The following is a 23,548-nucleotide window of genomic DNA, read 5'->3' as shown; positions in this document are numbered from 1 at the left end:
CTTTATGCCGTTGTAAATCGAGTATTACTTTACATGAGTGCCGCACGGGATGACCTATCCAGAAGCCCGTGAGAGCGGACGGGAACAACATCATTATTCGGGCAGGAGAACGGTTCATGACAGTCAGAACGTCCACGTTGACGGCAGAAGGGCAGGCGGATATCACGCTGGATATGCGCTCCGGCGTACTGGGGAAAACGGCGGTGGATATTCGTCCACTCGGTGAACACGGGCTGTGCAGTTATGACCCCGGTTTTGCCAATACGGCAGGATGCGAGTCGGCGATTACCTATATTGATGCGGTGAATAGCGTGCTGCTGCATCGGGGCTTCCCTGTCGAACAACTCGCTGAGCAGTGTGACTTTACTGAAGTCTGTTACATCCTGCTGCATGGCGAAGCGCCTTCGGCGGAAGCGTATGCGAAATTTGCCGACAACATCACTCGCCACACGCTGGTTCATGAGCAAATTACCCGGATGTTCAGCGGCTTTCGTCGCGATTCCCACCCGATGGCGCTGATGTGCGCGGTGGTGGGCGCGCTGGCCGCGTTCTATCACGATGTCTTGGATATCCATAACGCGGAACACCGTGAGCTAGCGGCGGTGCGACTGCTGTCGAAAATGCCGACGCTGGCGGCGATGTGCTACAAATATTCCATCGAACAACCGTCCGTGTACCCCCGTAATTCGCTTTCCTATACGGGCAACTTCCTGCACATGCTGTTTTCGATTCCGGCGGAGAAATATGAAGTGAATCCGGTGCTGGAACGGGCGATGAACCGCATCCTGATTTTGCATGCCGACCATGGTCAGTGTCCGTCTACGATGGCGGTAAGAGCATCGGGTTCTTCCGGTGCGAACCCGTTTGCCTGCATTGCGGCTGGGCTGGCATCGATGTGGGGGCCGTTACACGGTGGGGCGAACGAGGCCTGTATGCGCATGCTGGAAGAAATTAAAACGGTCGACCGCGTTCCTGAATTTGTACGACGGGCGAAAGACCGCTGCGATTCATTCCGCCTGATGGGATTCGGTAACTCAATCTACCAGCATTTCGATCCACGCGCGGCGATTCTGCGCAAAACCTGTTATGAAGTGCTCAATGAACTTGGCACGGAAGACAGCCTGTTGCAGGTAGCGATGGAGCTGGAACATATCGCCATGACCGATGCCTATTTTCTGGAGAATAAACTCTACCCGAGCGTCGATTTCTATACCTCGGTCATTCTCAAAGCGATGGGGCTGCCGTCGTCGATGTTTACGGTTATCTCTACTGTCGGCAGAACGATCGGCTGGATTGCGCATTGGGATGAGATGCATAAGCAGGAAGACATCAGCATCTACCGTCCACGCCAGATTTATACCGGGCAGCCGCGTCGGGACTATATTTCTCAAAAAGTGTAAGTTTCTAAAAAACCATTTGGTTTCCTAAAAATGAACTTTCTCAAGGGAAAAACTGACGTGATTGTCACCATGATGCCGATATCGGGCATCATGGTGAGTGTGGACAGGGAAAGGCGCTAGAATTTTTCCCAGTTATCCTGTGCGTTGCCGACCGGTGCGAGCGCTAAACGAGTCGGTTGGGCTTTTTTCGCCATCGGCGCTGGGCGGGTTGCAGGTGTGCCGCGCAGGTGGAAATGGTTCATGAGCGTCACCAGATGAGATGACTGTTCGCGCAGGCTGGTTGCCGCATTCGCGGACTCTTCTACCAGCGTGGCGTTCTGCTGGGTGACCTGATCGAGCTGGTTCACGGCATCATGAATTTGCGAAATACCGGACTCCTGTTCCTGCGTGGTCGTCCCGATCTCACTGATTAAATCTGCCACGCTGCGCGCCTGACGTACCAGCTCATCAATGGTGCTGCCGGTGTCTTCAACCAGACGATTCCCCGCTTCAACTTTTTCGACGCTGGTGTTGATCAATACCGCGATCTCTTTCGCGGCGGAGGCGGAACGCTGTGCCAGTGAACGCACTTCTCCAGCCACCACGGCGAAGCCGCGACCTTGCTCACCCGCGCGTGCCGCTTCGACCGCCGCATTCAGCGCCAGAATGTTAGTCTGGAAGGCGATGCCATCAATGACGCTGATGATATCGCGGATTTTGTGTGAGCTGTCGGAGATCTCTTTCATCGTAATGACCATGTCGCCGATCGCCTCACCGCCCTTGGTCGCCGTTTCGCTGGCTTGGCTGGCAAGTTGAGTGACGCTGCGCACGGTATGCGCATTCTGACGAATTGCCTGACTCATCTGTTCCATTGAGGCGGCCGTTTGTTGCAGGCTGGCAGCTTGCTCTTCCGTACGCTGGCTCAGGTTTTCACTGCCCGCGGCGATTTGGCTAGAACCGGACGCAATGGCTTCGCTGCTTTGCCGCACTTGTTCGACGATATCGCCCAGGTTATGACTCATGTGACGCATGGTCGCTAGCAGGCTGCTATGGTCGTTCGGCTTGATGTTGATATCGACAGCCAGATCGCCATCGGCCACTTGCCGGGCAATGTGGGTGGCGTAGAGCGGTTCTCCCCCCAGTTGGTTTTTCAGCGTGCGGGTAATCAACCAGGCCACGACCGCAGCCATGGCCGCGGCGGCAAGTGCGAGAATCAACATGATGACGCTGCCGGACTGCGCACCATGCTGCGCGTGGCTGACAATCTCGTTGGTATCCTGCTGCTGCGAGGCCATCATCGCATCCAGCACGTTGAACAGCGCGTTTTGCGCGGTCTGCATCTCATTGAGAATAATGGTATTACCCTGTAGGCGCTGCTGCGGATCGGTGGATTGCACCAGCTCCATGGCTTTTAGAAAGGCCGCAAGGTACGGCGGGCGCGTGTCCTGAAACTGCTTCAGCAGCGCGCGGGTGCCTTCGGTATCCAGCTGTTGCCCTAATTTTTTCAGGTTGGCGGTGTTGCGAGCGATTTGCTCGTCGACGAACTGCTTTTCCTGCTTGATTTGCGCAGGGTTGGTGCTGATCGCAATGTTGCGGATCAGACGAGCATTAGCGTCAAAACCGGCTTTAACTTCCTGAATCAATAACATATTCGCTAACGTGGTACCGGAAAGCCGGTTGATGTCGTTACCCAGCCCAACCAGTTGGAGCCGTCCGAAGAATGCCACCATCAGACTGATGATGATAACCAGAGAAAATCCCATACCCAGCATCTTGCCGAGTTTGATTCTGTTCAGCATATTCATAAACATCCTTAATTTTTTGACATGCTATGAAGGCATAACGGAGGGGGCTTGCTATCGTAATCGATGCAAGTAATGACAAGGCGTTATAGCTATTTTTCGCATTTTCGGGATACATCGTTAACTCCCGCGTTCAAAAACATATCGATAAGAATATCTTTAATATCGGCAGGAAAAGCGTTCAGTTGATCACGTAAATTACGGCAAGTGGGATTTCGTATGAAATGTGTGATCTGAGAGACAAAATGTGTGCGGGTATGGTGTTGATGAATAGAAGTGTGGTGCGTTAACCCCTTTAGAGGCTAACGCACCGATCGATCAAGAAACGCTATCGCTGGTAAAAGGGGCGATATAGCGCTGATAGCGTGATGCTTTCAACTGCTTCAGATCGACGAGCACCAGACCGTCGATGCAGTTGTTGAAATCGGGATCGATGCCAAAGTCGATAAACCGCACGCCTCCCGGCTCACACAGTTCCGAATACTGCTTGTAGAGCGTGGGGATCGCACACCCCATGTTGCTGAGCATGCTTTTCAACCGCGTGAGATCCTGCTGGTAGTCTGTTCCCTCAAACTGTTTCAGCACGTCAGGCAGCGAGGCCGGATAAGGGCGGCGCGACGTTGCCAGCGGCTGATCGGGCGTGAAATGCAGACGATAAAACGCAACCAGCAAGTCGCGCGCATGCGGCGGCAAGGTGCCGGACAGCGACACCGGGCCGAACAGGTAGCGGTGTTCCGGATAACGCGCCAGATAGGCACCAATACCCAACCAGAGATAATCCAGTCCGCGTTTACCCCAGTATTTGGGCTGAATAAAGCTGCGTCCCAGCTCAATGCCTGATGCCAGTATCGGATCCATTTCGTCGCCGTACTGGAACAGGCTGTGGCTGTAGAGGCCACTTTTCCCTTTCTCTGCGATCAGACTTGCCGTTGAGACAAAGCGATAGGCACCGACAATCTCCAGTTCACGGTCATCCCACAGGATCAGGTGCAGATAGTCATCGTCATAGCTGTCCAGATCGCGGCGTTGGCCGGACCCTTCGCCCACCGCGCGGAAGGCGATTTCGCGCAGGCGCCCGAGTTCACGCAGCAGCGGCACGTAATCTTCTTCACCGCGTCGATAGAGATAGACAATCTTGCCATCCGGTGTGGTACCCAGCGTTTCACACTCAGACAGCGCGCGCTTCAGCAGCACGCGGTCTTCGGCCAGCGCAATGGGTTTTTCACCGGCAAAACAGCCGGGTTTTCCTTGTCCTAACCGATAAACGTGACGCCGGAAACGGGCCGCCAGATCGTTGGCGTTCCACTCGCCCTGACTCCAGGACGTATAGGGAATTCTGGCACCGATGCGTAGTTTGAGGGTTTGGTCGCGCTGGCCGAACATTTCTCTCACCAGCAGGAGGGTGGACAGCGGGCGATAAACCATGGAGGAGAGATAGAACAGCGCGCTGTTGCGTCCGCCGATATGAATCGGGACGACGGGCGCGCGGGCTTTGCTCGCCATGCGGATAAAACCATTATGCCAGTGACCGTCGCGAATACCCTGCAGGCTGACGCGTGAAACCTCACCCGCTGGGAAGACGATGATCGCGCCGTCGCCTTCCAAATGTTGCTGGATGGCGTTGACCTGTTGGCGTTTGGTACGGTTATTGAAGTTATCGACGGAAAAAAACAGATTTTTGAGCGGGGCGACATAAGAGAGTAGCTGGCTGGCGACGATGCGGACATCGGGCCTGACGCTGGCGACGGTGCGGAGTAGCGCCAGACCGTCCAGTGAGCCAATGGGGTGGTTGGCAACCAACACCACCGGCCCCTGACTGGGGATATTTTCTAAATCCCCTTCGACCATTTCACAATTGAAGTTGAAGTAATCAAGAATCTGTTCGACCAGATCCAATCCTTTCAAATGCGGGTAACGCCGCGCAAATTGCTGCATTTCATTTTCAAATAGCAGAGAACGCAAAACCGTTTTCTGCCAGGGTGGCGTATGGCGATGCGGGACAAGATCTTGCAGAATGGCGTCTAAGCTAAACATAAATCGTTCTCCGTAGCTCTCCGTGGCTAAAAGTACGGGATAGAAATGACATATTTATGTCTGTCGATAGATTATTAGCCAAAACTGTAAATCTGTGTAATGAACGCGCGATTTTTTGCGTGTGTGGATAGTGAAGAACGTGGTACGCGCTAAGCGCCTAACGGGGTTAACGACTTGAAAACCAATCTGATTACCCGCGAGGGGTATGACAAACTGCGGGCAGAGCATGATCATCTCTGGAATGTAAAGCGCCCGGAAATTACCAAAATTGTCTCCTGGGCGGCCAGCTTGGGGGATCGCTCAGAAAATGCGGACTACACCTATAACAAGCGTTTATTGCGCCAGATCGACAGGCGTGTGCGCTACCTGAGAAAATGCCTGACGGAATTGAAAATCGTTGATTATTCGCCGCAGCAGGATGGCAGCGTATTTTTTGGTGCTTGGGTTGAGATCGAGAATGAACAAGGTGATGTGAAGCGCTTGCGGATTGTCGGCCCGGACGAGATCTACGGCGGCAATAAAGACTATATTTCGATCGATTCCCCTATGGCGCGCGCCATGCTGAAAAAAGCGGTTGATGAGGAATTCACCGTGAACACACCAGACGGCCCGCGTGAGTGGTTCGTCAATTCGATTGATTACGTTAAGCAATAAGCAGCCCGGTAGCGACGCGTAGGGGAAGCGCGACCGGGCAAACACATTTTTATTGAGGAAACACATCCCTCTTTTGCGAGCTATCGGCGCAATGGGTTTAGTCATCTACATTTTTTGCCCGCAATAGCTGCCTAGCCTGCTCAATGACGGGTAAATCCACCATCTCGCCGTTTATCTGGAAAGCGTAGCTGTGTTCGGCCGCTTTTAGAACCTGCTTTGCCCAATCTATTTTGCTGCGATCTGTCGCGAATGCCTGCTGAACGGCCTCGATCTGCGAGGGATGAATGCAAAGCTTGGCTGAGAAACCGAGCGAGCGTGCATGTAGTGCATCGGCTAACACCCGGTCGTGATGCGTGAAGTCAGGATTGACGCAATCTATTGGCGGCGGCAAGTCGGCCAGTCTGGAAGCTAATACAATGCGGCTTCTGGCATACAGCAAGGCATGCAGGGATTGATCGCAATGCATATCGAGCGAGAAATCTAATGAGCCAAATGCCACCCTTTCTACCCCTGCGGCACAAATCTCTTCCGCATGATGCAATCCCCGCGCGGTTTCAATAATCGCAATAATATTAACCTCTTCCACTCTATTGCGATTTATCATTTCTCGTGCTTCATGCAGCATTTTTGCGGATTCTATTTTAGGTAAAACAATTTCCCATATCGTTGTTTTATGTTTGGATGACGCGCTATTTATTAATTTATCCTTATTATTGATTTTATTCATAAACTCGATGTCTTTACTGAATTCCACCGAACCAAATTTATTTAAACGTATATATCTTTTGCAATTTATTTCAGAGACGGGAGTGTCATTTTCATACCACTGGATAATATTTTCTCTGGCCTGCTCTTTTTCATCAGGATGAACAGCATCTTCCAGATCAAATATCACGGCATCGGCTCCACAGCAGACGGCGTGTTGAAAGCGATGAGGCGCATTTCCAGGCACGAAGAGATAGGTCTTAGCGTGTTCCATGCTGTTCTCCTTTACTTATTACATTGATTAAAAATAACTTTATTAAAATGTAACTCATTAGTTGCGAATAAGAATGATACCTATTTACATTGGCGTTAGTAGTATGCTAGCTTTCAATTCATTATTTTTCAATCTCTCTATCACGACATTTTTATTAATTTTCGGGGCGTGTTAACCCGAGCTTTAATGACACCATTTTATACGTTACTGCAATCGGTTTTTACTTGTTTTATCGGTGTGAGGAGTGGTTATGAATATCAAGGCTGACGATGTTAAATGCAGGGATATACATCAGGATGTAGATGGTTTTCTTTCTGATTATTCAAATAAAAACGCGCTAAGGCGATTGATTCGCTGTTTTTTTGCGGAAGGAATTTTGAATAAAAATGACCTGATATTTATTAAGGGTAACTCCCGGGAAGCAACGCTGACGTTGCAGGGTGGCAAAGGTATATTGAAATTTGATGATATTTCCCCATCACCGGCAAACACGTATATTAATAATGGGAATATTTATCATATTAATGCAGAGGGCGCGTCTTTTCCCGTCACTAGCCACGAGCGATTGATTGATTTACTTCGCGATAGTTTTGATTTCCATCCTGAAGACAGCGGCATTAACGGCCTGAAACAAGATGTCGGTAACAGCATCCGTAATGATACCAACGCTCGGCGCTATCGGTGCCAGTGGCGTGCTGAGGTGGCTGATGCCATGCAGCAGGATGGGCAGAGCGCTTTCACGCCGTGGCTGCGTCGGCAGTTAAGCATTCGCGATGCTGCCATGTTCCTCGATCAGTGGGGATCGCTGGAAGGCCACCCTTACTACCCGACCTGGAAATCCCGCCCCGGCCTGAGTGATGAAGATGTCCAGCAACTGTCACCCGAATTCAACGCCCGCGTGCCTTTGCGTATTACCGCGCTGCGCCGCGATATGGCGTATGTGGAATGCATGCCGCACGTTGATGATTTTCACCCGTGGTTTGCTCAGGCATTTCCTGCGCTCTGGCTGGACTGGAAGCAGCGCCTGAATCAGCAAGGGCTGGATGAGACACAGTGGCTCCCGCTGCCCATCCATAGCTGGCATCTGGAAAACTGGGTGAAATCCCACTACGCGGATGAGATCGCCGAAGGGATTCTACTCACCGACGGCCCGGATCTCATCACGCTACCGGGGATGTCGTTCCGTACCGTTTTACCCGTTGAGCCTCCTTCTTCCCCCTTCATCAAGTTGCCTGTCGCTATCTGGATGACCAGCGAAATGCGGAGCCTACAGGCGAAATCGATCCAGATGGGGCCACGCATTAGCACCATCATCGACGCGATTCTGGCGCAGGAAGGTGGGTTCGAACAGCGGCTGGCATTTTTCCGCGAAGAAGCCGCGTTCCACTATAAGCACGCGGTTCATCAGGATGATGCGCCGGGTAAGCATCTCTCTGTCGTCTTCCGCGATGCCCGCGTTTATGAACGTACCAATGGCGCGCTGCCCGTGACCGTCGCGACGCTGTTTACGGCGCTGCCTCACCGCGACCAGCCGCTGTTCACCGAGCTGGTAACGCTGTCCGGGCTTGGCGCAGAGGCGTGGTTCCGTCAATACGTTCGCTCGGTTACCCGCCCTGTCATCGCTATCTATCTGCTGTACGGCATTGGGCTGGAAGCGCATCAGCAGAACAGCCAGATCCTCTTTTCGCCCGAAGGCGTCGCGCAGGGGCTATTAATCCGCGATTTCGGTGACGGGCGCACCTACGCGCCGCTGCTGCGTCAGCGCGGCCATCATCTGCAACCCTACGTCTGGCCCGGCATCCTGCCCACGGTCTTTGAAGATGACATCGAACCCGTGAGGATGTTTGTCATCGATGCCTGTTTTGTCAGCCACCTGCACGAACTGGCGCTGGCGCTGAGTGCGGCATACGGCTTTGCCGATGCGCGGCTGTGGCAGGTGATGAAAGAAGAAACGGCCGCAGCGTTTGATGCGGTGAAGTCGCGCGTTGATGGCGAGCTGTGGCAGACCGAACGCGACATGTTTCTGACCCAGCCCTGGTATACGCGTTCGCTGCTGCGGATGCACATTCAGGAATATCGCGACTACCGAATTCAGCACGGCCTGAGCAACCCCTTCCTTACGGAAGGGGAGGAAACTCGCGTCGAGCCGTGATGTATGGCGATGCTCCTGCCTTACAGGCTGAAAAACGGGAGCATCTTTTTCACTCCTCATTTTGAGATGGATAACTTTGTTGATGAACGCCAGGAAGAACTTCACTCCACCTACTGGGAAGACTCGTTTTCCTATTCCCTCCGTGTTGGCCGTCGTCGTAACGGCTGTGCTAGGCGGCATCGCGATACCCGCGCAGGCTGCAACGGGCGAGCGCGATGATTCCACGATCGTGGTGGAAGCCAAAGACGCGGAAGCCGTGCAGGGACTGGTCGCGGGCGGCATGTCGGCGCGGTCATCCAGCACCGGGCTGCTGGGCAAAAAGGACGTTATGGATACGCCGTTTAACGTCAGCAACATGACCTCATCGTTTATTGAAAATAAACAGGCCCAGACGCTAGGGCAGGTGGTCGCGCATGACGCCTCGGTGCGGGTGAGCAGTTCTCAGGGCGGTCTGCTGGATTCTTACTACATCCGTGGTTTTCCGCTCAATGAAGGAAACCTGAGTGACATCGCCATGAACGGCGTCTACGGTGTCGCGCCTAACTATCAACTGATGACCGACTACATCGAGCGGGTAGAAGTGCTGAAAGGACCATCGGCGCTGTTGTATGGGCTGTCGCCTAACAGCAGCGTGGGGGGGGTGATTAATGCCGTCACCAAACGTCCGACTACCGTAGGCAATCTGACCCGTCTCACCACCAGCTGGCAGTCTGATTCCCAACTCACACAGCATGCGGATATCTCCCGCGTCTATGCGCTGGACAATAATAATCTGCTCGGTGTGCGTTTTAACGGTAATTACGGCTACGGCGACACGGTGTGGGATGGCAGCGACAAACGTACACAGGTCGGCTCACTTGGGCTGGATTTCTCGTCAGAACGCTTCCGCGCCACGTTGGATCTCATCACTCAACATCTGAAAACGCGTGCGCCGTCGCGCCCTTATTCGTTTGCCGCTGGTGTGACCGTGCCCGACGCGCCGGATGGCAACACTAACATTTCCCAGCCGTGGGGATTCTGGCATTCCAAAGACCAGTCGGTGCTGCTGCATACCGAATACGATCTGGCGGATAACGTCACCTGGTTTACCGATCTGGGTGGTTCCAGCGCACACGTGAGCCGCTTGTCAGAGCAGGTGCCGCAGGTCACGAATAATAATGGCGATGTGAGTTCCGCTGTGGGCAATTATCGCTTTACCACCAGCCGCTACACGCTGGCGACCGGTATTCGCGCGGATGTGGAAACCGGCTCGGTGACGCACAAGCTGTCGGCACAGACCAGCTACTATCGCGATCGTCAGGCGACCGGTATCGGCAATGGAACCGCGATTAACTCGAATATTTACAATCCGGTTTCTTCACCTGCACAGAATGTCGCTGCTCCTGCAACCATTAGCAAACGCTCTTCCACCGCGCTATCGGGTATCGCGCTGGCGGATACGCTCGGCTTCTGGAACGATGTGCTGCAAGTGACGGGTGGGCTGCGTTATCAGCAGATCAAGTCGGATAACTTTGTTCCCGGCAATAGTGCGCCATCATCGTCCTACGACAAAAATGCGATAACGCCGATGGCGGGTGTCGTGGTTAAGCCCTGGCAGCACGTCTCACTCTATGCCAACTACATTGAGGGGCTGAGCAAAGGGGATATTGCGCCTGCGAATGCGAGCAATGCGGGGCAGGTATTGTCGCCGTATAAGAGCAAACAGTACGAGGCCGGCGTGAAAGTGGACGCGCTGGGGACGATCTCCACGCTGAGCGTGTTCCAGATCACCAAGCCGAGCGGCGCGCTGGTTAACGGCACGTTTGTTGATGCCAACGAGCAGCGCAATCGGGGTATCGAGCTGGATGTCGTCGGTTCACCGCTGGAGGATCTGCGTCTGACCGGTGGCGTGATGCTGCTGGATGCCGAGTTGACCAAAAGCGTGACGCCGGGGGCACAGGGCAAGCGCGCGCCGGGCACGTCGCGTTTTCAGGCTAACGCTGGCGTAGAATATGATCTGCCGTTCCTGCGCGATCTGACGCTCAACGCCAACGTCACCCATAACGGGAAGCAGAACGTCAATACCATCAATACCCAATCTATTCCTTCCTGGACCACCGTTGATTTCGGCGCGCGTTACAAGACACGAATCTCTAACGCACCCACCACGTTCCGTGCCGATGTGCTTAACGCTTTTGACCGCAACTACTGGTCTGGCGTGACGTCGTTCAGCACGGTATCGCAAGGAACGCCGCGGACGTTGATGCTGTCCGTCGCGGTTGATTTCTAAGGATAGGCATTTTTCAGGAACCGAACGTTAAGGAGATAGCGATGAGCAACCTGTTTAGCTTTGCCGCAGTGTCTTCCCTCCCTGTCGCGCAGGCCCACTGGCCTGAGAGACTGACGCCTTGTCTGGATAGTGAGATTGAGCGGTTTATTTTCAACTCGCCGCAAAGGCTGTCATGGCTGGTTGAGCAGTATGGGTCGCCGCTGAATATTGTCTGGCCGCACACCGTGGCCAACAATATTGCGGCATTGCGAACGGTGTTGCAGCGTCACGATGTGGACTGCCGCCTGTACTACGGCGCAAAGGTGAATAAATCACCGGGGCTGGTACAGGCGGCGGTTAACGCGGGCGTTGGTGTGGATGTTTCCAGCTTACAGGAGCTGAAAGATGCGCTGCGGGCAGGCTGCGACGGCGCGCGGCTGTGCGCCACCGGCCCGGCCAAAACGCGCGAGTTTCTAATGGAACTGGTTCATCACCGCGCGCTTATCGTGCTGGATTCGCCGGAAGAGTTCGATGAGGTGCTCGCGCTGGCAGATTTACTGCGCGTGACGGAGCCGGTGCGAATTCTACTGCGCTATCGCCCGTCTTTCGCACAAAACAGTCGGTTTGGCATGCTGGCCGATGAGGTCGCGCTCTGCCTGGAGGTGTTGAGTACCCGGCAGGATGCGTTCCATCTGGAAGGTTTCCATTTCCATCTGGGCGGCTATGAGCCCGATACTCGCGTAGCCGCATTGTCTGAGGTGTTGCCATTACTGGATCGGGCGCGGTCAAAGGGATTGCAGCCCGCTATTATTGATATCGGTGGGGGATTGCCGATTCAATATCTTTCGGCTTCACGCTATCAGGATTATTTAGCGAAGCAGAATGAGGCGGATTATCGCCACGGTCAGGTGCCAACCTCGTTTTATCCGTACGGCGGTGAGCGCTCGGCTGCTGACTATCTTGACGCCTTCCTATCAGCTTCAATCGGGCAGAGCCGTGTAGCGGACGTACTAAAACAGTACGGCCTGATGCTGGCGATTGAGCCGGGGCGCAGTCTGGCCGACCAAAGTGCGATTACCGTGTTTCGCGTCACGCGCACGCGCCGCCAGCCGGATGGCAACCATGTCGTGTTTGTCGAAGGCAGCAGCTTCAGCGCGTGTGAAACCTGGTTTAACTCTGAGTTTTTGATTGATCCTCTGCATGTTTTTTCCGTCAAAAAAGACACACGTCCGACGCCGGGTAAAGCCTGGATCGCCGGACACAGCTGTCTGGACGACGATGTCATTACGAACCGATTGATTCATTTTCGAACCGTGCCGCAGCCCGGCGATTTACTGATTTACGCGAATACGGCGGGATACCAGATGGACCTGCTGGAAAACGCGTTTCATCGGCATCCGCTGCCTGCGCGCCTGTGCGCGTTCAAAGGTAAGAAAGGTGAGCTGATTTTTTCCAGTGATAACTGAATGGAGCAGAACCATGATCCTGAATAAAGTAACTGATTTGATTGGTAATACACCGGTTATACAAATTCCTGTCCCTTATGGGGATACGCGTTTGTTTTTAAAAGTGGAGAAGAATAACCCCGGCGGCAGCATGAAGGATCGCATGGCGCGAAACATGATTGTCGCCGGACTGAAGTCAGGGAAAATCCGCCCCGGCGGCACGATTGTCGAGTCATCATCAGGGAATACCGGTATCGGGCTGGCGCTGGCGTCGATTGAATACGGCCTGCGCTTTATCGCCGTGGTCGATCATCATGCGGCGCAGGACAAAATTGCCATCATGCGCGCGCTCGGCGCGGAAATTCGCTACGTTTCCGGCGACTACGGCGAAGATGAGGTGGCGGTCGTGGAACGCCAGCGCATGGCAGCACAGCTGGCGCAGGAAATACCCGGAGCGGTGTTTATGAACCAATCGGATAACGCGGCGAATGCGGGCGGCTATGCCGATTTTGTCCGCGAGCTGTTTAGCCAGATTGGCAAGATCGACGCGTTTGTCGGCTGCGTGGGCACCGGCGGATCGATGACCGGCATTTCACATGGCCTGAAAGTCCATAATCCGGATATCACGACCATTGCGGTTGAACCGGTTGGTTCTATCGTCTTCGGTCACCCCGGTAAACCTTATTATCAGTCCGGCACCGGAACACCCGCGGGGGATACCGTGGGGCTGGTGCTGGATTACAGCTGCATCGACTGTGGTGAGCAGGTATCGGATACGCAGGCATTTGAAACGGCACGCTATATCGCACGGCACTACGGTCTGCTGGTCGGCGGTTCGACGGGCGGGGTGATCTATAAAGCGCTGGAGCTGATCTATCAGGATCGTATCGGCGGCAACGTGGTACTGGCGATTGCCGACGGCGGTGAGAAGTACCTGCACACGGTGTTTAACGAAGAGTGGCTAGCGGCGCGTAATCTGATAGATAGCAGCGTGTGGCACGATCTGGATCGCTGGTTGGGCAACGCGATTTCTCTGGAGCAGGCAAGCTAAGGAGTTAACGATGACCGAAACGCTAAGCGGGCAGCCGCTTAACGTGGTGATTTGCGGGGCCGGCAAGACCGGCCATCTCGCCACGGTACTGTTTAAACAACTACCGGACGTCAAGGTGACGTTACTGGGCAGTCATCCTCGTCTGCCGGAAGCCTATCAGCAGCACGGTAAACGGCTACACGCGCTGCTGCCGGATGGCGAGACGCTGACGGCCACGCCGGACTGTGTGACCTGCGACCCGGCGGAAGCTTGCCGCGATGCGGATGTCGTTATCATCACCGTTCCCGCCAATTTCCGCGCCGACCTCCTGGCGCGGATCGTTCCCCATTTACCCAGCGATAAACCAGTTTATGTCGGCGCGATCCCCGGTTTTTGCGGTTTTGACTGGCTGGCTGAACGTGAGCTGGTCGCTCGCCCAAACGCGGTGATTTGGGGAATGAAGGACGTCGCGCACATTGCGTTTGATTTGCTGCCGGGCCAGTCGATCAAAATGGGCGGCGAAAAGGCCACGCTGTATGTCGCCACGCATCGGCGCGAAACGGCTGCGAGCCAGCAGGCGCTGATGGTGCTGCTGCAACGGCTCTATTCCGCGCCAGTGATGCTATTGCCGGATTATCTGGAGATCACGCTGACGCCGGGTAACCCGATTATGCACAGTGCGGTGATTTATGGCCTGATTGGCCCCTACGGTCAATGGCATGCCAGACCGTTCTCGCAGCCGCTATGCTGGTGGAATGATTGCCCGGAACTCGGCGCCTATTATCTGGAGCGCATGGACGAAGAGAACCAGCAACTGTGTGCGGCGCTGGAGAAGCGGCTTGGCGTGCGGCTGGATTCCGTGCTGCCGCTCAAGCAGGAGATTATCGATGCCTATGGCGATCAGATTGCCGATGCGCACACGATGCTCTCCGTGCTGCGCACCAATCAGGCTTACCACGGTATCGGCCTGCCGCTGCGAAAATATGATGTTGGTGGGTATGTGTTTGATATGCAACACCGTGTGTTTCAGGAGGATATCGCCTACGGCTTGAGCCTGCTGGTGACGATTGCGGAGAATCTGGCCGTTAGCGTGCCATACATTGAGGAAGTCTACCGATGGTGCAGCGATTACATGGGCGTGTCTACGCAGGATCGCCCCGACTATTTCCCGCCGCACTGGCTGACTGATGAGATGGGTTGACGTGATGACCGTAGCGGGAATGAGGGCGGGTGACGCCGTGGAATCAGAAGGAGCTGACGCATGCGCTTGAGCGGTCAGGTGGCGTTCATCATCCACTTTATGTTTGTCGTACAGCTGGTCGCGATGGGGGCGATGGAGATGAGCGGGCCGTTTTGGCCGCTGCATCTGGAAAGTATGTCGTCCGGCGCGGAACTGAGCATCGCGGGAATCGCCGTGTATGTCGGGCCGATGCTGGGCATTATGCTGACCAGCGCCTTCTGGGGACGGATGGGCGACCGACTGGGCAACAAAGCCATGATGATCCGCGCGCTGTTTGGGCTGGCGTTAACCCAGCTCGGGCTGGCATGGGCAAACGATATCTGGACGATAGTCGCGCTGCGTTTTATTCAGGGGCCTGTGCGGGCTATATCGCGCCCGCGCAGGCTTACGGTGTTGTGGTAGTCAGTCCGTTACAGCGCACGCGGCTGTTCGCCTGGCTTCAGGTCTCCACCAACGTGGGATCGCTGCTGGGGGCGATTGTCGGCGGGCTGATTCTCGATTACCTGAATTTCTTCTGGATCAACCTGAGTGCGGCGATCCTGTGCGCGCTGTGTGGTCTCACCGTAGCGCTATTTTTGCCGCATGTTGCCCCCGAGGCTTCTGCTGCTCCGCCTGCGGACGCGCAGGCGAAAGACATTCCCCGCAGACGGCTTTGGGCGCTGTCGCCGATTCCCGGTTTGCTGCTGATTTCCGGCCTGTTGCTGACCAGCCGTATGATCCCGCAAACGCCGTTTTCCCTCTATATGGACGGCGTCTTTCAGGTGGATAAGTGGATTATCGGGCTGTGTTATGGCTTGCAGGCGACTGGCGTGATTGTCTCTGCGTCGCTGTGGGCGCGCTATTTTGAAAACCTTTCACTGTCGCAGACGCTGAGCCGTCTGTGTGTGGTGATGCTGGCCTGCACCATCGTGACATTGACGGTTGCCACGATCCTGAATATTGCGATTTTCATCCCGCTTTATTTCCTGTGGGGCGTGCTGCTGGGAGCAACGACACCGGTTCTGATGGCGCTGATTTCCCGCGCGGCTGGAGCCGGGCAGCAGGGCTACATACTCGGCGTGGCGCAAAGCGTCAGCCAGTTTGCCTCGATTCTGGGCATTTCTCTGGGCGGATTAGTTCTCTACTCCCCCGGACTACGTTCGCTGTTCTTCTGCGTTGGCGCAGCTTATCTGGTGACTTTCCTGGTCTCGTTGATGCTGTTACGACGTTTGCGGATACAGGCGGAAAAACATGACTCTCTCTCGACGAAGGGAAATATCGAAAATGTGTAATCGTTGGATGCGGCAACATTGCCGTCGGTTATTGCTGAGTGCGCTGTTGATGGTTGGCCTGTCGCCGCTGGCGGGGCAGGCCGAACAAATTGCGCAAACCTCAACCGTCATCAAGGATGTGTTGGGGCGCGAAGTGAGAGTCAACACGCCGGTGCAGCGCGTCATGCTGGGAGAGGGACGTCAGCTTTATCTGGTCGCGATGCTCGATCGCGAAGATCCGGCGAAAAGGATTGTCGCCTGGCGGCGCGATCTGATTCAGTCCGATCCGGCAACGTGGCACCAGTATCGCGATCGTTTTCCTCAACTGACGAAAATCCCGACGTTTGACGGTACGGAAAAGGGTACGTTTGACGTGGAGCAGGCGGTGTCGCTGAAGCCGGACGTCATTATTATGAACATTGAGACGCAGCGGGCGATTGTTGATGCAGGTTATGACCGGATACTGGACAGTGTCGGCATTCCGATTGTGTATGTCGATTTTCGCTATCACCCGCTGGAAAACACCGTGCCGACCATGCGCCTGTTCGGCAAGTTGTTTAATCAGGAAGCGCGTGCCGAAGCCTTTCTCGCATTCCGCGAGGCGCAGCTAAAACGCGTTTCCGACGTACTGGAAGCGAAAAAGCCGCGCTCACCGCGCGTGTTCATTGAGCGGCTGGGGGGGTATACCGATGAATGCTGCCTGACGTTCGGCCCAGATAACTTCGGTAAATTCGTGCAACTGGCCGGTGGCGATAACGTCGCGGCGAAAAATGCGCCGAGCACCTTTATGCAGATGCACCCTGAACAGGTGATCGTGGAAAACCCGGAAATTGTGGTGATCACCAGCGGCAACTTTGAGGCCTTCGTGCCCGGCGGACGCTGGATTGGTCTGGGGCCGGGGCAGGATATGACTGAAGGGCGCAAGCGTCTCGAATGGTTTCTGGGGCGTCCCGCCTACACCAACAGCATCGCCAAGCAGAAACGCGCATTTCATGCCATCTGGCATCAGTTTTACAACGGCCCGTATGATTTTATCGCCATTCAGCAACTGGCTGAGTGGTTCCACCCAGACTTATTCCGCGATCTCAACGCGGATGGCACCTTCCGCCAGCTTCATCAGCAGTTTTTGCCAGTTGATTACCAGCCGGGCTATTTCGTCAGTCTTGCGCAGTAAGTCACTCACAGTCGGCTCCGGTGCACTAGCCGGAGCTATATGAGATTGTTTACGTCAGGAGGTAGAGCGTGTTTGAAAGTATGACCTACCAGATTGCTCTTACGCCCGTGCAGTTCCTGCTTCCCTCTGAAAATGTCGACATGTCGAACGTAGAATGTCTGATGGAGAATATTTGCCGCTGTGGCTGCTGGACGACGCCAATACCGATAGAAAAAGAGACGGGGATTATTATGGACGGCAATCACCGGTTACGCGCGGCCACCGAACTGGGGTTAAAGTATATCCCTTGTGCGCTGCTCGACTATGACGATCCCCGCGTATCCGTTTATCATTGGAAGACCGGACAGCCTTTTTGCAAGAGTCTAATTATGAAGACGATTGTGGCGGAAAAGAGCCTGTTTCCCTACAAGACCACGCGCCATTTTTTCCAGCCCGCGCTGCCGTCAGTACGTGTTGTGCTGGATGAGCTTATGCGCTAATCACTCTGATGCGTTAGCCACTTCACGTTGTCGCTCTGAATTCAGGCGGCAACGTCCTCTCTCTTCGCTTTTCTCCTGCTTTTGCTGCTACCGCGTCTTTTTATTGGCGGCGGCGTTACTATAATCTTCATAAACGACAGTCTTCGCTAACCGCAATCGCCATTAATCGCTGATTATTTTATGCCTGACTGCACAGGAAATGATTGATTATACGAATTTTAATATGCTTTGTAACAATTTTGCCTAGAATGTATACCAGAAACGACTGTCAGTAATTCGTATGTTTCTGAACAATAGCAGCGTCGGCGCTATTACGCCTTTGGAGAAAGAGAATGCAAGAGAACTATAAAATTCTGGTTGTAGATGACGACATGCGTTTGCGGGCGTTGTTAGAGCGTTATCTGACCGAGCAGGGTTTTCAGGTACGTAGCGTAGCCAATGCTGAACAGATGGACCGTTTACTGACCCGTGAATCTTTTCACCTTATGGTGCTGGATTTGATGCTGCCGGGCGAGGATGGGCTGTCCATCTGCCGTCGCTTGCGTAGCCAGAGCAACCCAATGCCGATCATTATGGTGACGGCGAAAGGGGAAGAAGTGGATCGTATCGTCGGACTGGAAATCGGCGCGGACGACTATATTCCTAAACCTTTCAACCCGCGTGAACTGCTGGCTCGCATCCGTGCGGTGTTGCGTCGTCAGGCGAATGAACTGCCAGGTGCGCCGTCGCAGGAAGAAGCCATTATCGCGTTTGGCAAATTCAAGCTGAATCTGGGTACGCGCGAAATGTTCCGCGATGATGAACCGATGCCATTAACCAGCGGCGAGTTTGCCGTGCTTAAGGCGCTGGTGAGCCACCCGCGTGAACCGTTGTCTCGTGATAAGTTGATGAATCTGGCCCGTGGTCGTGAATACAGCGCGATGGAGCGTTCCATCGACGTACAAATTTCTCGTCTGCGCCGCATGGTGGAAGAGGATCCGGCGCATCCGCGCTATATCCAGACCGTGTGGGGCCTTGGCTACGTGTTTGTCCCGGACGGCAGTAAGGCATGATGCAATGGCGCTTTTCTCCGCGTAGCTCATTTGCACGGACGTTGCTACTGATTGTCACGTTGTTGTTTGTCAGTTTGGTCACCACCTATCTGGTGGTGCTCAACTTCGCTATTCTGCCGAGTTTGCAGCAGTTTAATAAGGTGCTGGCATACGAAGTAAGAATGCTGATGACGGACAGTCTGCAATTGGAAGATGGCACCACGCTTGAGGTGCCGCCAGCGTTCCGGCGTGAGATTTACCGCGAATTGGGTATATCGCTGTACACCAATGCAGCGGCGGAAGAAAGCGGCCTGCGTTGGGCCCAGCACTACAAGTTTTTGAGTGAGCAGATGGCGCAGCAACTGGGCGGCCCGACGGATGTACGGGTTGAGGTCAGCAAGAATACGCCGGTGGTGTGGCTGAAAACCTGGCTGTCACCGGATATCTGGGTGCGTGTTCCCCTCACTGAAATTCATCAGGGCGATTTCTCGCCGCTCTTCCGCTATACGCTGGCGATAATGCTGCTGGTGATTGGCGGCGCGTGGCTATTTATTCGGGTGCAGAACCGACCCTTGGTTGAGCTGGAGCATGCGGCTTTGCAGGTCGGGAAGGGCATTATTCCCCCGCCGCTGCGTGAATATGGTGCCTCCGAAGTGCGTTCCGTGACGCGCGCCTTTAACCAGATGGCTTCCGGCGTGAAGCTGCTGGCCGATGACCGCACGCTGTTAATGGCGGGTGTCAGCCACGACCTGCGTACGCCGCTGACGCGAATCCGTCTGGCGACCGAAATGATGGGTAAGGAAGATGACTATCTGGCGGAGTCGATCAATAAGGACATTGAAGAGTGTAATGCGATTATTGAGCAGTTCCTCGACTACCTGCGTACCGGTCAGGAAATGCAGACGGAAGTGGCCGACCTGAACGCCATTATGGGCGAAGTGGTAGCATCGGAAAGCGGTTATGAACGCCAGATCGACAGTGAATTTGCTACCGGCGAGCTGCTGGTGCGTATCAGTTCGCTTTCGATCAAACGTGCGGCGTTGAATCTGGTCGTGAATGCGGCGCGTTACGGGAACGGCTGGATAAAAGTCAGTACCGGACGTGAGCTACAGCGCGTCTGGTTTCAGGTAGAAGATGACGGAGAAGGCATCGCGCCCGATCAGTTGAAGCACTTGTTCCAACCTTTTGTTCGCGGCGACAGCGCGCGAACCACCAGCGGTACAGGGCTGGGGCTGGCGATTGTGCAGCGTATTATCGATGCGCACAATGGCGTGCTGGATGTCGGCAGCAGCGAACGCGGTGGGTTCTGCGTCCGCGCGTATCTGCCGCTGCTCTCGGACGTCGCAGTAGCGGATACGGGAGCTGCGAAAGAGTCATAAGTATGTTGGGTAGCACTGGTATTAAAGCTGTTCAGATATGAATAAAAGAAAGGCGCGTAATCCGCGCCTTTTTCGTTATGGACTCTTTTCAGTGTTTACCGCTTCGGCCCTGCTTTCACCAGCGCTGCGCCTGCCGGAGCATCGGTGTATTTATCGAAGTTGGTGATAAAGCGTTGTGCCAAGTCGTCCGCTTTTTCCTGCCATTGTTCGACGCTCGCGTAGGTATCGCGTGGGTCGAGAATGTCAGGATTGACGCCAGGCAGCGAGGTTGGGATTGCCAAGTCGAAGACAGGCAGCGTCTGCATTTCTGCATCATCAATACTGCCGTTCAGAATGGCGTCAATAATCCCGCGTGTATCCTTAATCGAGATACGTTTGCCGCTGCCGTTCCAGCCGGTGTTCACCAGATAGGCCTGTGCGCCAGCCGCCTTCATGCGTTTCACCAGCACTTCAGCGTACTGCGTCGGGTGCAGCATCAAGAATGCCGCGCCAAAGCAGGCGGAGAAGGTCGGCGTGGGTTCCGTCACGCCGCGCTCGGTTCCCGCTAGCTTGGCGGTAAAGCCGGACAGGAAGTGATACTGCGTCTGATCGGACGTCAGGCGGGAAACCGGTGGCAACACGCCGAACGCGTCCGCCGTCAGGAAGATCACTTTCGTGGCATGGCCCGCTTTAGAGACCGGTTTAACGATGTTATGAATGTGGTAGATCGGGTAAGAGACGCGGGTGTTCTCGGTTTTGGAACCGTCGTTGAAGTCCACTGTGCCGTCTGCCAGCACGGTAACGTTCTCCAGCAGCGCATCGCGTTTGATGGCGCCAAAGATATCCGGCTCTGCTTCCTTAGACAGCTTGATGGTTTTGGCATAGCAGCCGCCTTCAAAGTTGAAGACGCCGTCGTCGTCCCAGCCGTGCTCGTCATCACCAATCAGCTGGCGTTTCGGATCGGTGGACAGCGTGGTTTTACCCGTACCGGATAGGCCGAAGAAGACCGCCACATCGCCTTTTTCGCCGACGTTTGCCGAGCAGTGCATCGAGGCGATGCCTTTCAACGGCAGCAGGTAGTTCATGATGGAGAACATCCCTTTCTTCATTTCGCCGCCGTACCAGGTGCCGCCAATCAACTGGATGCGCTCTGTCAGGTTGAACGCAACAAAGTTCTCAGAGTTCAGCCCCTGTTCCTGCCAGTTCGGGTTGGTGCATTTTGCGCCGTTCATCACGATGAAATCCGGCTCAAAGCCTTCCAGTTCTTCATCGCTCGGGCGGATAAACATGTTTTTGACGAAATGCGCCTGCCAGGCCACTTCCGTCACGAAACGTACGCTGAGGCGGCTGTCTGGGTTGGCACCGCAGAAGGCATCGATGATGAACAACCGCTTGCCGGACAACTGTGTGGTGACGAGTTGCTTCAGGTGTGTCCAGGTTTCCTGACTCAACGGGTGGTTATCGTTCTTACCTTTGCCTTGATCGGACCACCATACGCTGTCACGGGTCACGCCATCGCGCACGATGTATTTGTCTTTCGGGGAACGGCCGGTAAAGATGCCGGTATCGACGGCTACCGCACCCAGTTGGGTTTCGATGCCGCGTTCATAGCCTTGTAGGGTAGGAGAGAGTTCTTCTTTAAAAAGCAGTTCATAGCTGGGATTGTAGACAATATCGCGGACATCATGGATTCCATAAGCAGCCAGGGCTTGCGGTGTAATACCGTTGATCTGCATGTTGCTACTCCTCAAGTTATCGTTGTACTACTAAACATTGTAGGGAGTGAGCTTATTTTAACCGCGATAACAATCATAAAATTAAATAAATTCATTAATAACTTTGCTTATTTAGGGGGAGGGGAAATCACCACTGCGGTTTAATGGCGTGAGAATAAGCAAAATAAAACGGGTACTTTCGTACCCGTTAGAAAAATTAATGCAACAGATTCCCTGATGAATCTTGCCGGATCGCGCGGATGTCCAGCGAATTAAACAGGTAGTGCGTACCGCAATAATCACAGTGCATATCGATTTCACCGTCCTGCTCGATCATTTCATTCACGTCCTGATCGGACAGCGTCATTAATGCATCTGCGCAACGATCGCGCGAACAGTGACAGCGGAACTCGACGTCCTGCGGCTCATATACGGTTACCTCTTCCTGATGGTAAAGGCGGTACAGCACCTCGGTGGCGGGCAGGGTAAACAGCTCGTCAGCTTTGACCGTCGTGGTGAGCTGGGCCAGATGATCAAAATCATTACGATCGGTATCCTGGGCGGGCAATACCTGTAGCAGCATGCCAGCGGCGGCCTGCTTGCCCTCGTGCTGTCCGGTACGGATAAACAACCGTGTTGGCAACTGCTCGGACTGCTGGAAATAGCTCTCCAGACATTCGGCAACGGTTTCACCTTCTAAACCGACGACGCCTTGATAACGCTCACCGTCAGTCGGCGTAATGGTAATGACCAGATAGCCATTGCCAACCATCTCTTTCAGCGAGCTCCCCGGTGCGATATCCCCTTGCAGACGGGCAACGCCGCGCATCTGCTGCTGGTGATTACCGTTAATCACCGCCAGTTTCAGTGGGCCATCGCCCTGAAGCTGAACGGTAATATCGCCGCTGAATTTCAGCGTGGCCGTCAACAGGCTGGTGGCAACCAGCATTTCGCCTAGCAGAGTTTGTACCGCCGCTGGGTAGTCGTGGTTGGTCAAAATACGTTGATACGTCTCGTTAACTGTCACCAACTCGCCACGAACGGCATAATTTTCAAACAGATAACGATGTAGTTGGTCGTGAGCCATAATGTTTTCTCGTCTTAGTACGGCGAATGAGTAATGCGGCGATCGCTGGGTCTTCTCTGAAGGGCGGAGTGCTATTCCTGATCGCTGTATTTAAATTTAATCAGATCGCGTCGCTCTTTTTTATCAGGGCGGCGATCGGGGTGTGGCATCGTCAGCGCATTCATTTTCCGCGCCTGCGCTAGCTTTTCTCGTTTCTCAATGCTTGCAGCCGTTTCCTGATACAGCGCCTGCGCCTCTGTCGCGCTTCTGCGCTGGCCGCTGACGGCTAAAATGACCACGGTGCGTTCATCATTGCCCTGACGCAGTTTGATCTCGGCATTCAGTTCGACCTGTTTGCTCGGCTTACCGCGTTGCCCGTTATAGTGCACTTTGCCGCCGTCGATCATCTCGCGAGCCATCGCCCGGGTTTTATAGAAACGGGCAGCCCAAAGCCATTTGTCCAGACGAACGGCGTCGTCGGCTTGCTCGGTAGCTTTCATCATCAATCCCCC

Annotated in this window: 17 protein-coding genes and 1 pseudogene; 12 read left to right on the top strand and 6 right to left on the bottom strand. The window is 54.4% G+C overall.

Annotated elements, in window-relative coordinates:
- Positions 1–116: 116 nt before the first annotated feature.
- Entirely contained in the window at positions 117–1,400 is a 1,284-nt protein-coding gene (locus EO763_RS20295; protein WP_161530019.1) for a citrate synthase, read from the top strand.
- Between the two features lie 116 nt (positions 1,401–1,516).
- Here the strand turns inward: EO763_RS20295 and EO763_RS20290 are convergent, their stop codons facing one another.
- Both EO763_RS20290 and olsF read right to left on the bottom strand, forming a co-directional pair.
- Complete coding sequence (locus tag EO763_RS20290; protein ID WP_161530018.1) at positions 1,517–3,184, bottom strand: methyl-accepting chemotaxis protein; 1,668 nt, start codon at positions 3,182–3,184, stop codon at positions 1,517–1,519.
- A gap of 315 nt (positions 3,185–3,499) precedes the next feature.
- Positions 3,500–5,215, bottom strand: coding sequence for a bifunctional ornithine lipid synthase OlsF (gene olsF, locus EO763_RS20285; protein WP_161530017.1), 1,716 nt, complete (start codon positions 5,213–5,215; stop codon positions 3,500–3,502).
- Positions 5,216–5,389: 174 nt separating this feature from the next.
- On the opposite strand from olsF, the gene greB reads away from it, so the two are divergent.
- Positions 5,390–5,869, top strand: coding sequence for a transcription elongation factor GreB (gene greB / locus EO763_RS20280; protein ID WP_161530016.1), 480 nt, complete (start codon positions 5,390–5,392; stop codon positions 5,867–5,869).
- 97 nt (positions 5,870–5,966) lie between these two features.
- Here greB and EO763_RS20275 read toward each other — a convergent pair whose 3' ends face one another.
- On the bottom strand, positions 5,967–6,848 hold the full coding sequence (locus EO763_RS20275; RefSeq protein ID WP_161530015.1) for an HpcH/HpaI aldolase/citrate lyase family protein: 882 nt from the start codon (positions 6,846–6,848) through the stop codon (positions 5,967–5,969).
- A gap of 250 nt (positions 6,849–7,098) precedes the next feature.
- Here EO763_RS20275 and EO763_RS20270 point away from each other — a divergent pair, with 250 nt between their 5' ends.
- From EO763_RS20270 to envZ, 10 genes and pseudogenes are all read left to right on the top strand, one after another.
- Positions 7,099–9,000, top strand: coding sequence for an IucA/IucC family protein (locus EO763_RS20270; RefSeq protein ID WP_161530014.1), 1,902 nt, complete (start codon positions 7,099–7,101; stop codon positions 8,998–9,000).
- A gap of 82 nt (positions 9,001–9,082) precedes the next feature.
- Complete coding sequence (locus EO763_RS20265; RefSeq protein ID WP_161530013.1) at positions 9,083–11,269, top strand: TonB-dependent receptor; 2,187 nt, start codon at positions 9,083–9,085, stop codon at positions 11,267–11,269.
- Between the two features lie 41 nt (positions 11,270–11,310).
- Entirely contained in the window at positions 11,311–12,714 is a 1,404-nt protein-coding gene (locus EO763_RS20260) for a Y4yA family PLP-dependent enzyme (protein ID WP_161530012.1), read from the top strand.
- Positions 12,715–12,727: 13 nt separating this feature from the next.
- Complete coding sequence (locus EO763_RS20255) at positions 12,728–13,744, top strand: PLP-dependent cysteine synthase family protein (RefSeq protein ID WP_039492080.1); 1,017 nt, start codon at positions 12,728–12,730, stop codon at positions 13,742–13,744.
- A 10-nt stretch (positions 13,745–13,754) separates the two neighbouring features.
- Positions 13,755–14,924 carry an NAD/NADP-dependent octopine/nopaline dehydrogenase family protein gene (locus EO763_RS20250; RefSeq protein WP_161530011.1) on the top strand — a complete coding sequence of 390 codons (1,170 nt, stop codon included), beginning with the start codon at positions 13,755–13,757 and terminating at the stop codon, positions 14,922–14,924.
- 60 nt (positions 14,925–14,984) lie between these two features.
- Positions 14,985–16,234 (top strand): annotated as a pseudogene (locus tag EO763_RS20245) (MFS transporter).
- Entirely contained in the window at positions 16,227–17,387 is a 1,161-nt protein-coding gene (locus tag EO763_RS20240; RefSeq protein ID WP_161530010.1) for an ABC transporter substrate-binding protein, read from the top strand. Before EO763_RS20245 ends, EO763_RS20240 begins: the two are co-directional and overlap by 8 nt.
- 68 nt (positions 17,388–17,455) lie before the next feature.
- Positions 17,456–17,866 (top strand): ParB N-terminal domain-containing protein, encoded by a 411-nt coding sequence (locus tag EO763_RS20235; protein WP_161530009.1) that lies wholly within the window; start codon positions 17,456–17,458, stop codon positions 17,864–17,866.
- 332 nt (positions 17,867–18,198) lie between these two features.
- Entirely contained in the window at positions 18,199–18,918 is a 720-nt protein-coding gene (gene ompR, locus EO763_RS20230) for an osmolarity response regulator transcription factor OmpR (RefSeq protein WP_005969424.1), read from the top strand.
- Positions 18,915–20,276: a two-component system sensor histidine kinase EnvZ gene (gene envZ, locus EO763_RS20225; protein WP_161530008.1), complete on the top strand. Its 1,362-nt coding sequence runs from the start codon at positions 18,915–18,917 to the stop codon at positions 20,274–20,276. The genes ompR and envZ overlap by 4 nt, the downstream gene beginning before the upstream one ends.
- Positions 20,277–20,371: 95 nt before the next feature.
- On the opposite strand, the gene pckA is transcribed toward envZ, so the two are convergent.
- The 3 genes from pckA to hslR all read right to left on the bottom strand — a co-directional run bounded on the left by pckA (position 20,372) and on the right by hslR (position 23,539).
- Complete coding sequence (gene pckA / locus EO763_RS20220) at positions 20,372–21,991, bottom strand: phosphoenolpyruvate carboxykinase (ATP) (protein ID WP_161530007.1); 1,620 nt, start codon at positions 21,989–21,991, stop codon at positions 20,372–20,374.
- Positions 21,992–22,187: 196 nt separating this feature from the next.
- A complete protein-coding gene (gene hslO / locus EO763_RS20215; protein ID WP_161530006.1) occupies positions 22,188–23,057 on the bottom strand; it encodes an Hsp33 family molecular chaperone HslO in 870 nt (289 codons plus the stop codon).
- A 71-nt stretch (positions 23,058–23,128) separates the two neighbouring features.
- Positions 23,129–23,539: a ribosome-associated heat shock protein Hsp15 gene (hslR, locus tag EO763_RS20210; protein ID WP_161530005.1), complete on the bottom strand. Its 411-nt coding sequence runs from the start codon at positions 23,537–23,539 to the stop codon at positions 23,129–23,131.
- Positions 23,540–23,548: the final 9 nt, after the last annotated feature.

The sequence above is a fragment of the Pectobacterium odoriferum genome, from assembly GCF_009931295.1.
GTDB lineage: Bacteria > Pseudomonadota > Gammaproteobacteria > Enterobacterales > Enterobacteriaceae > Pectobacterium > Pectobacterium odoriferum.
Note: the sequence above shows the minus strand (reverse complement) of the source record. Positions and strands in the feature narration are given on the sequence as shown.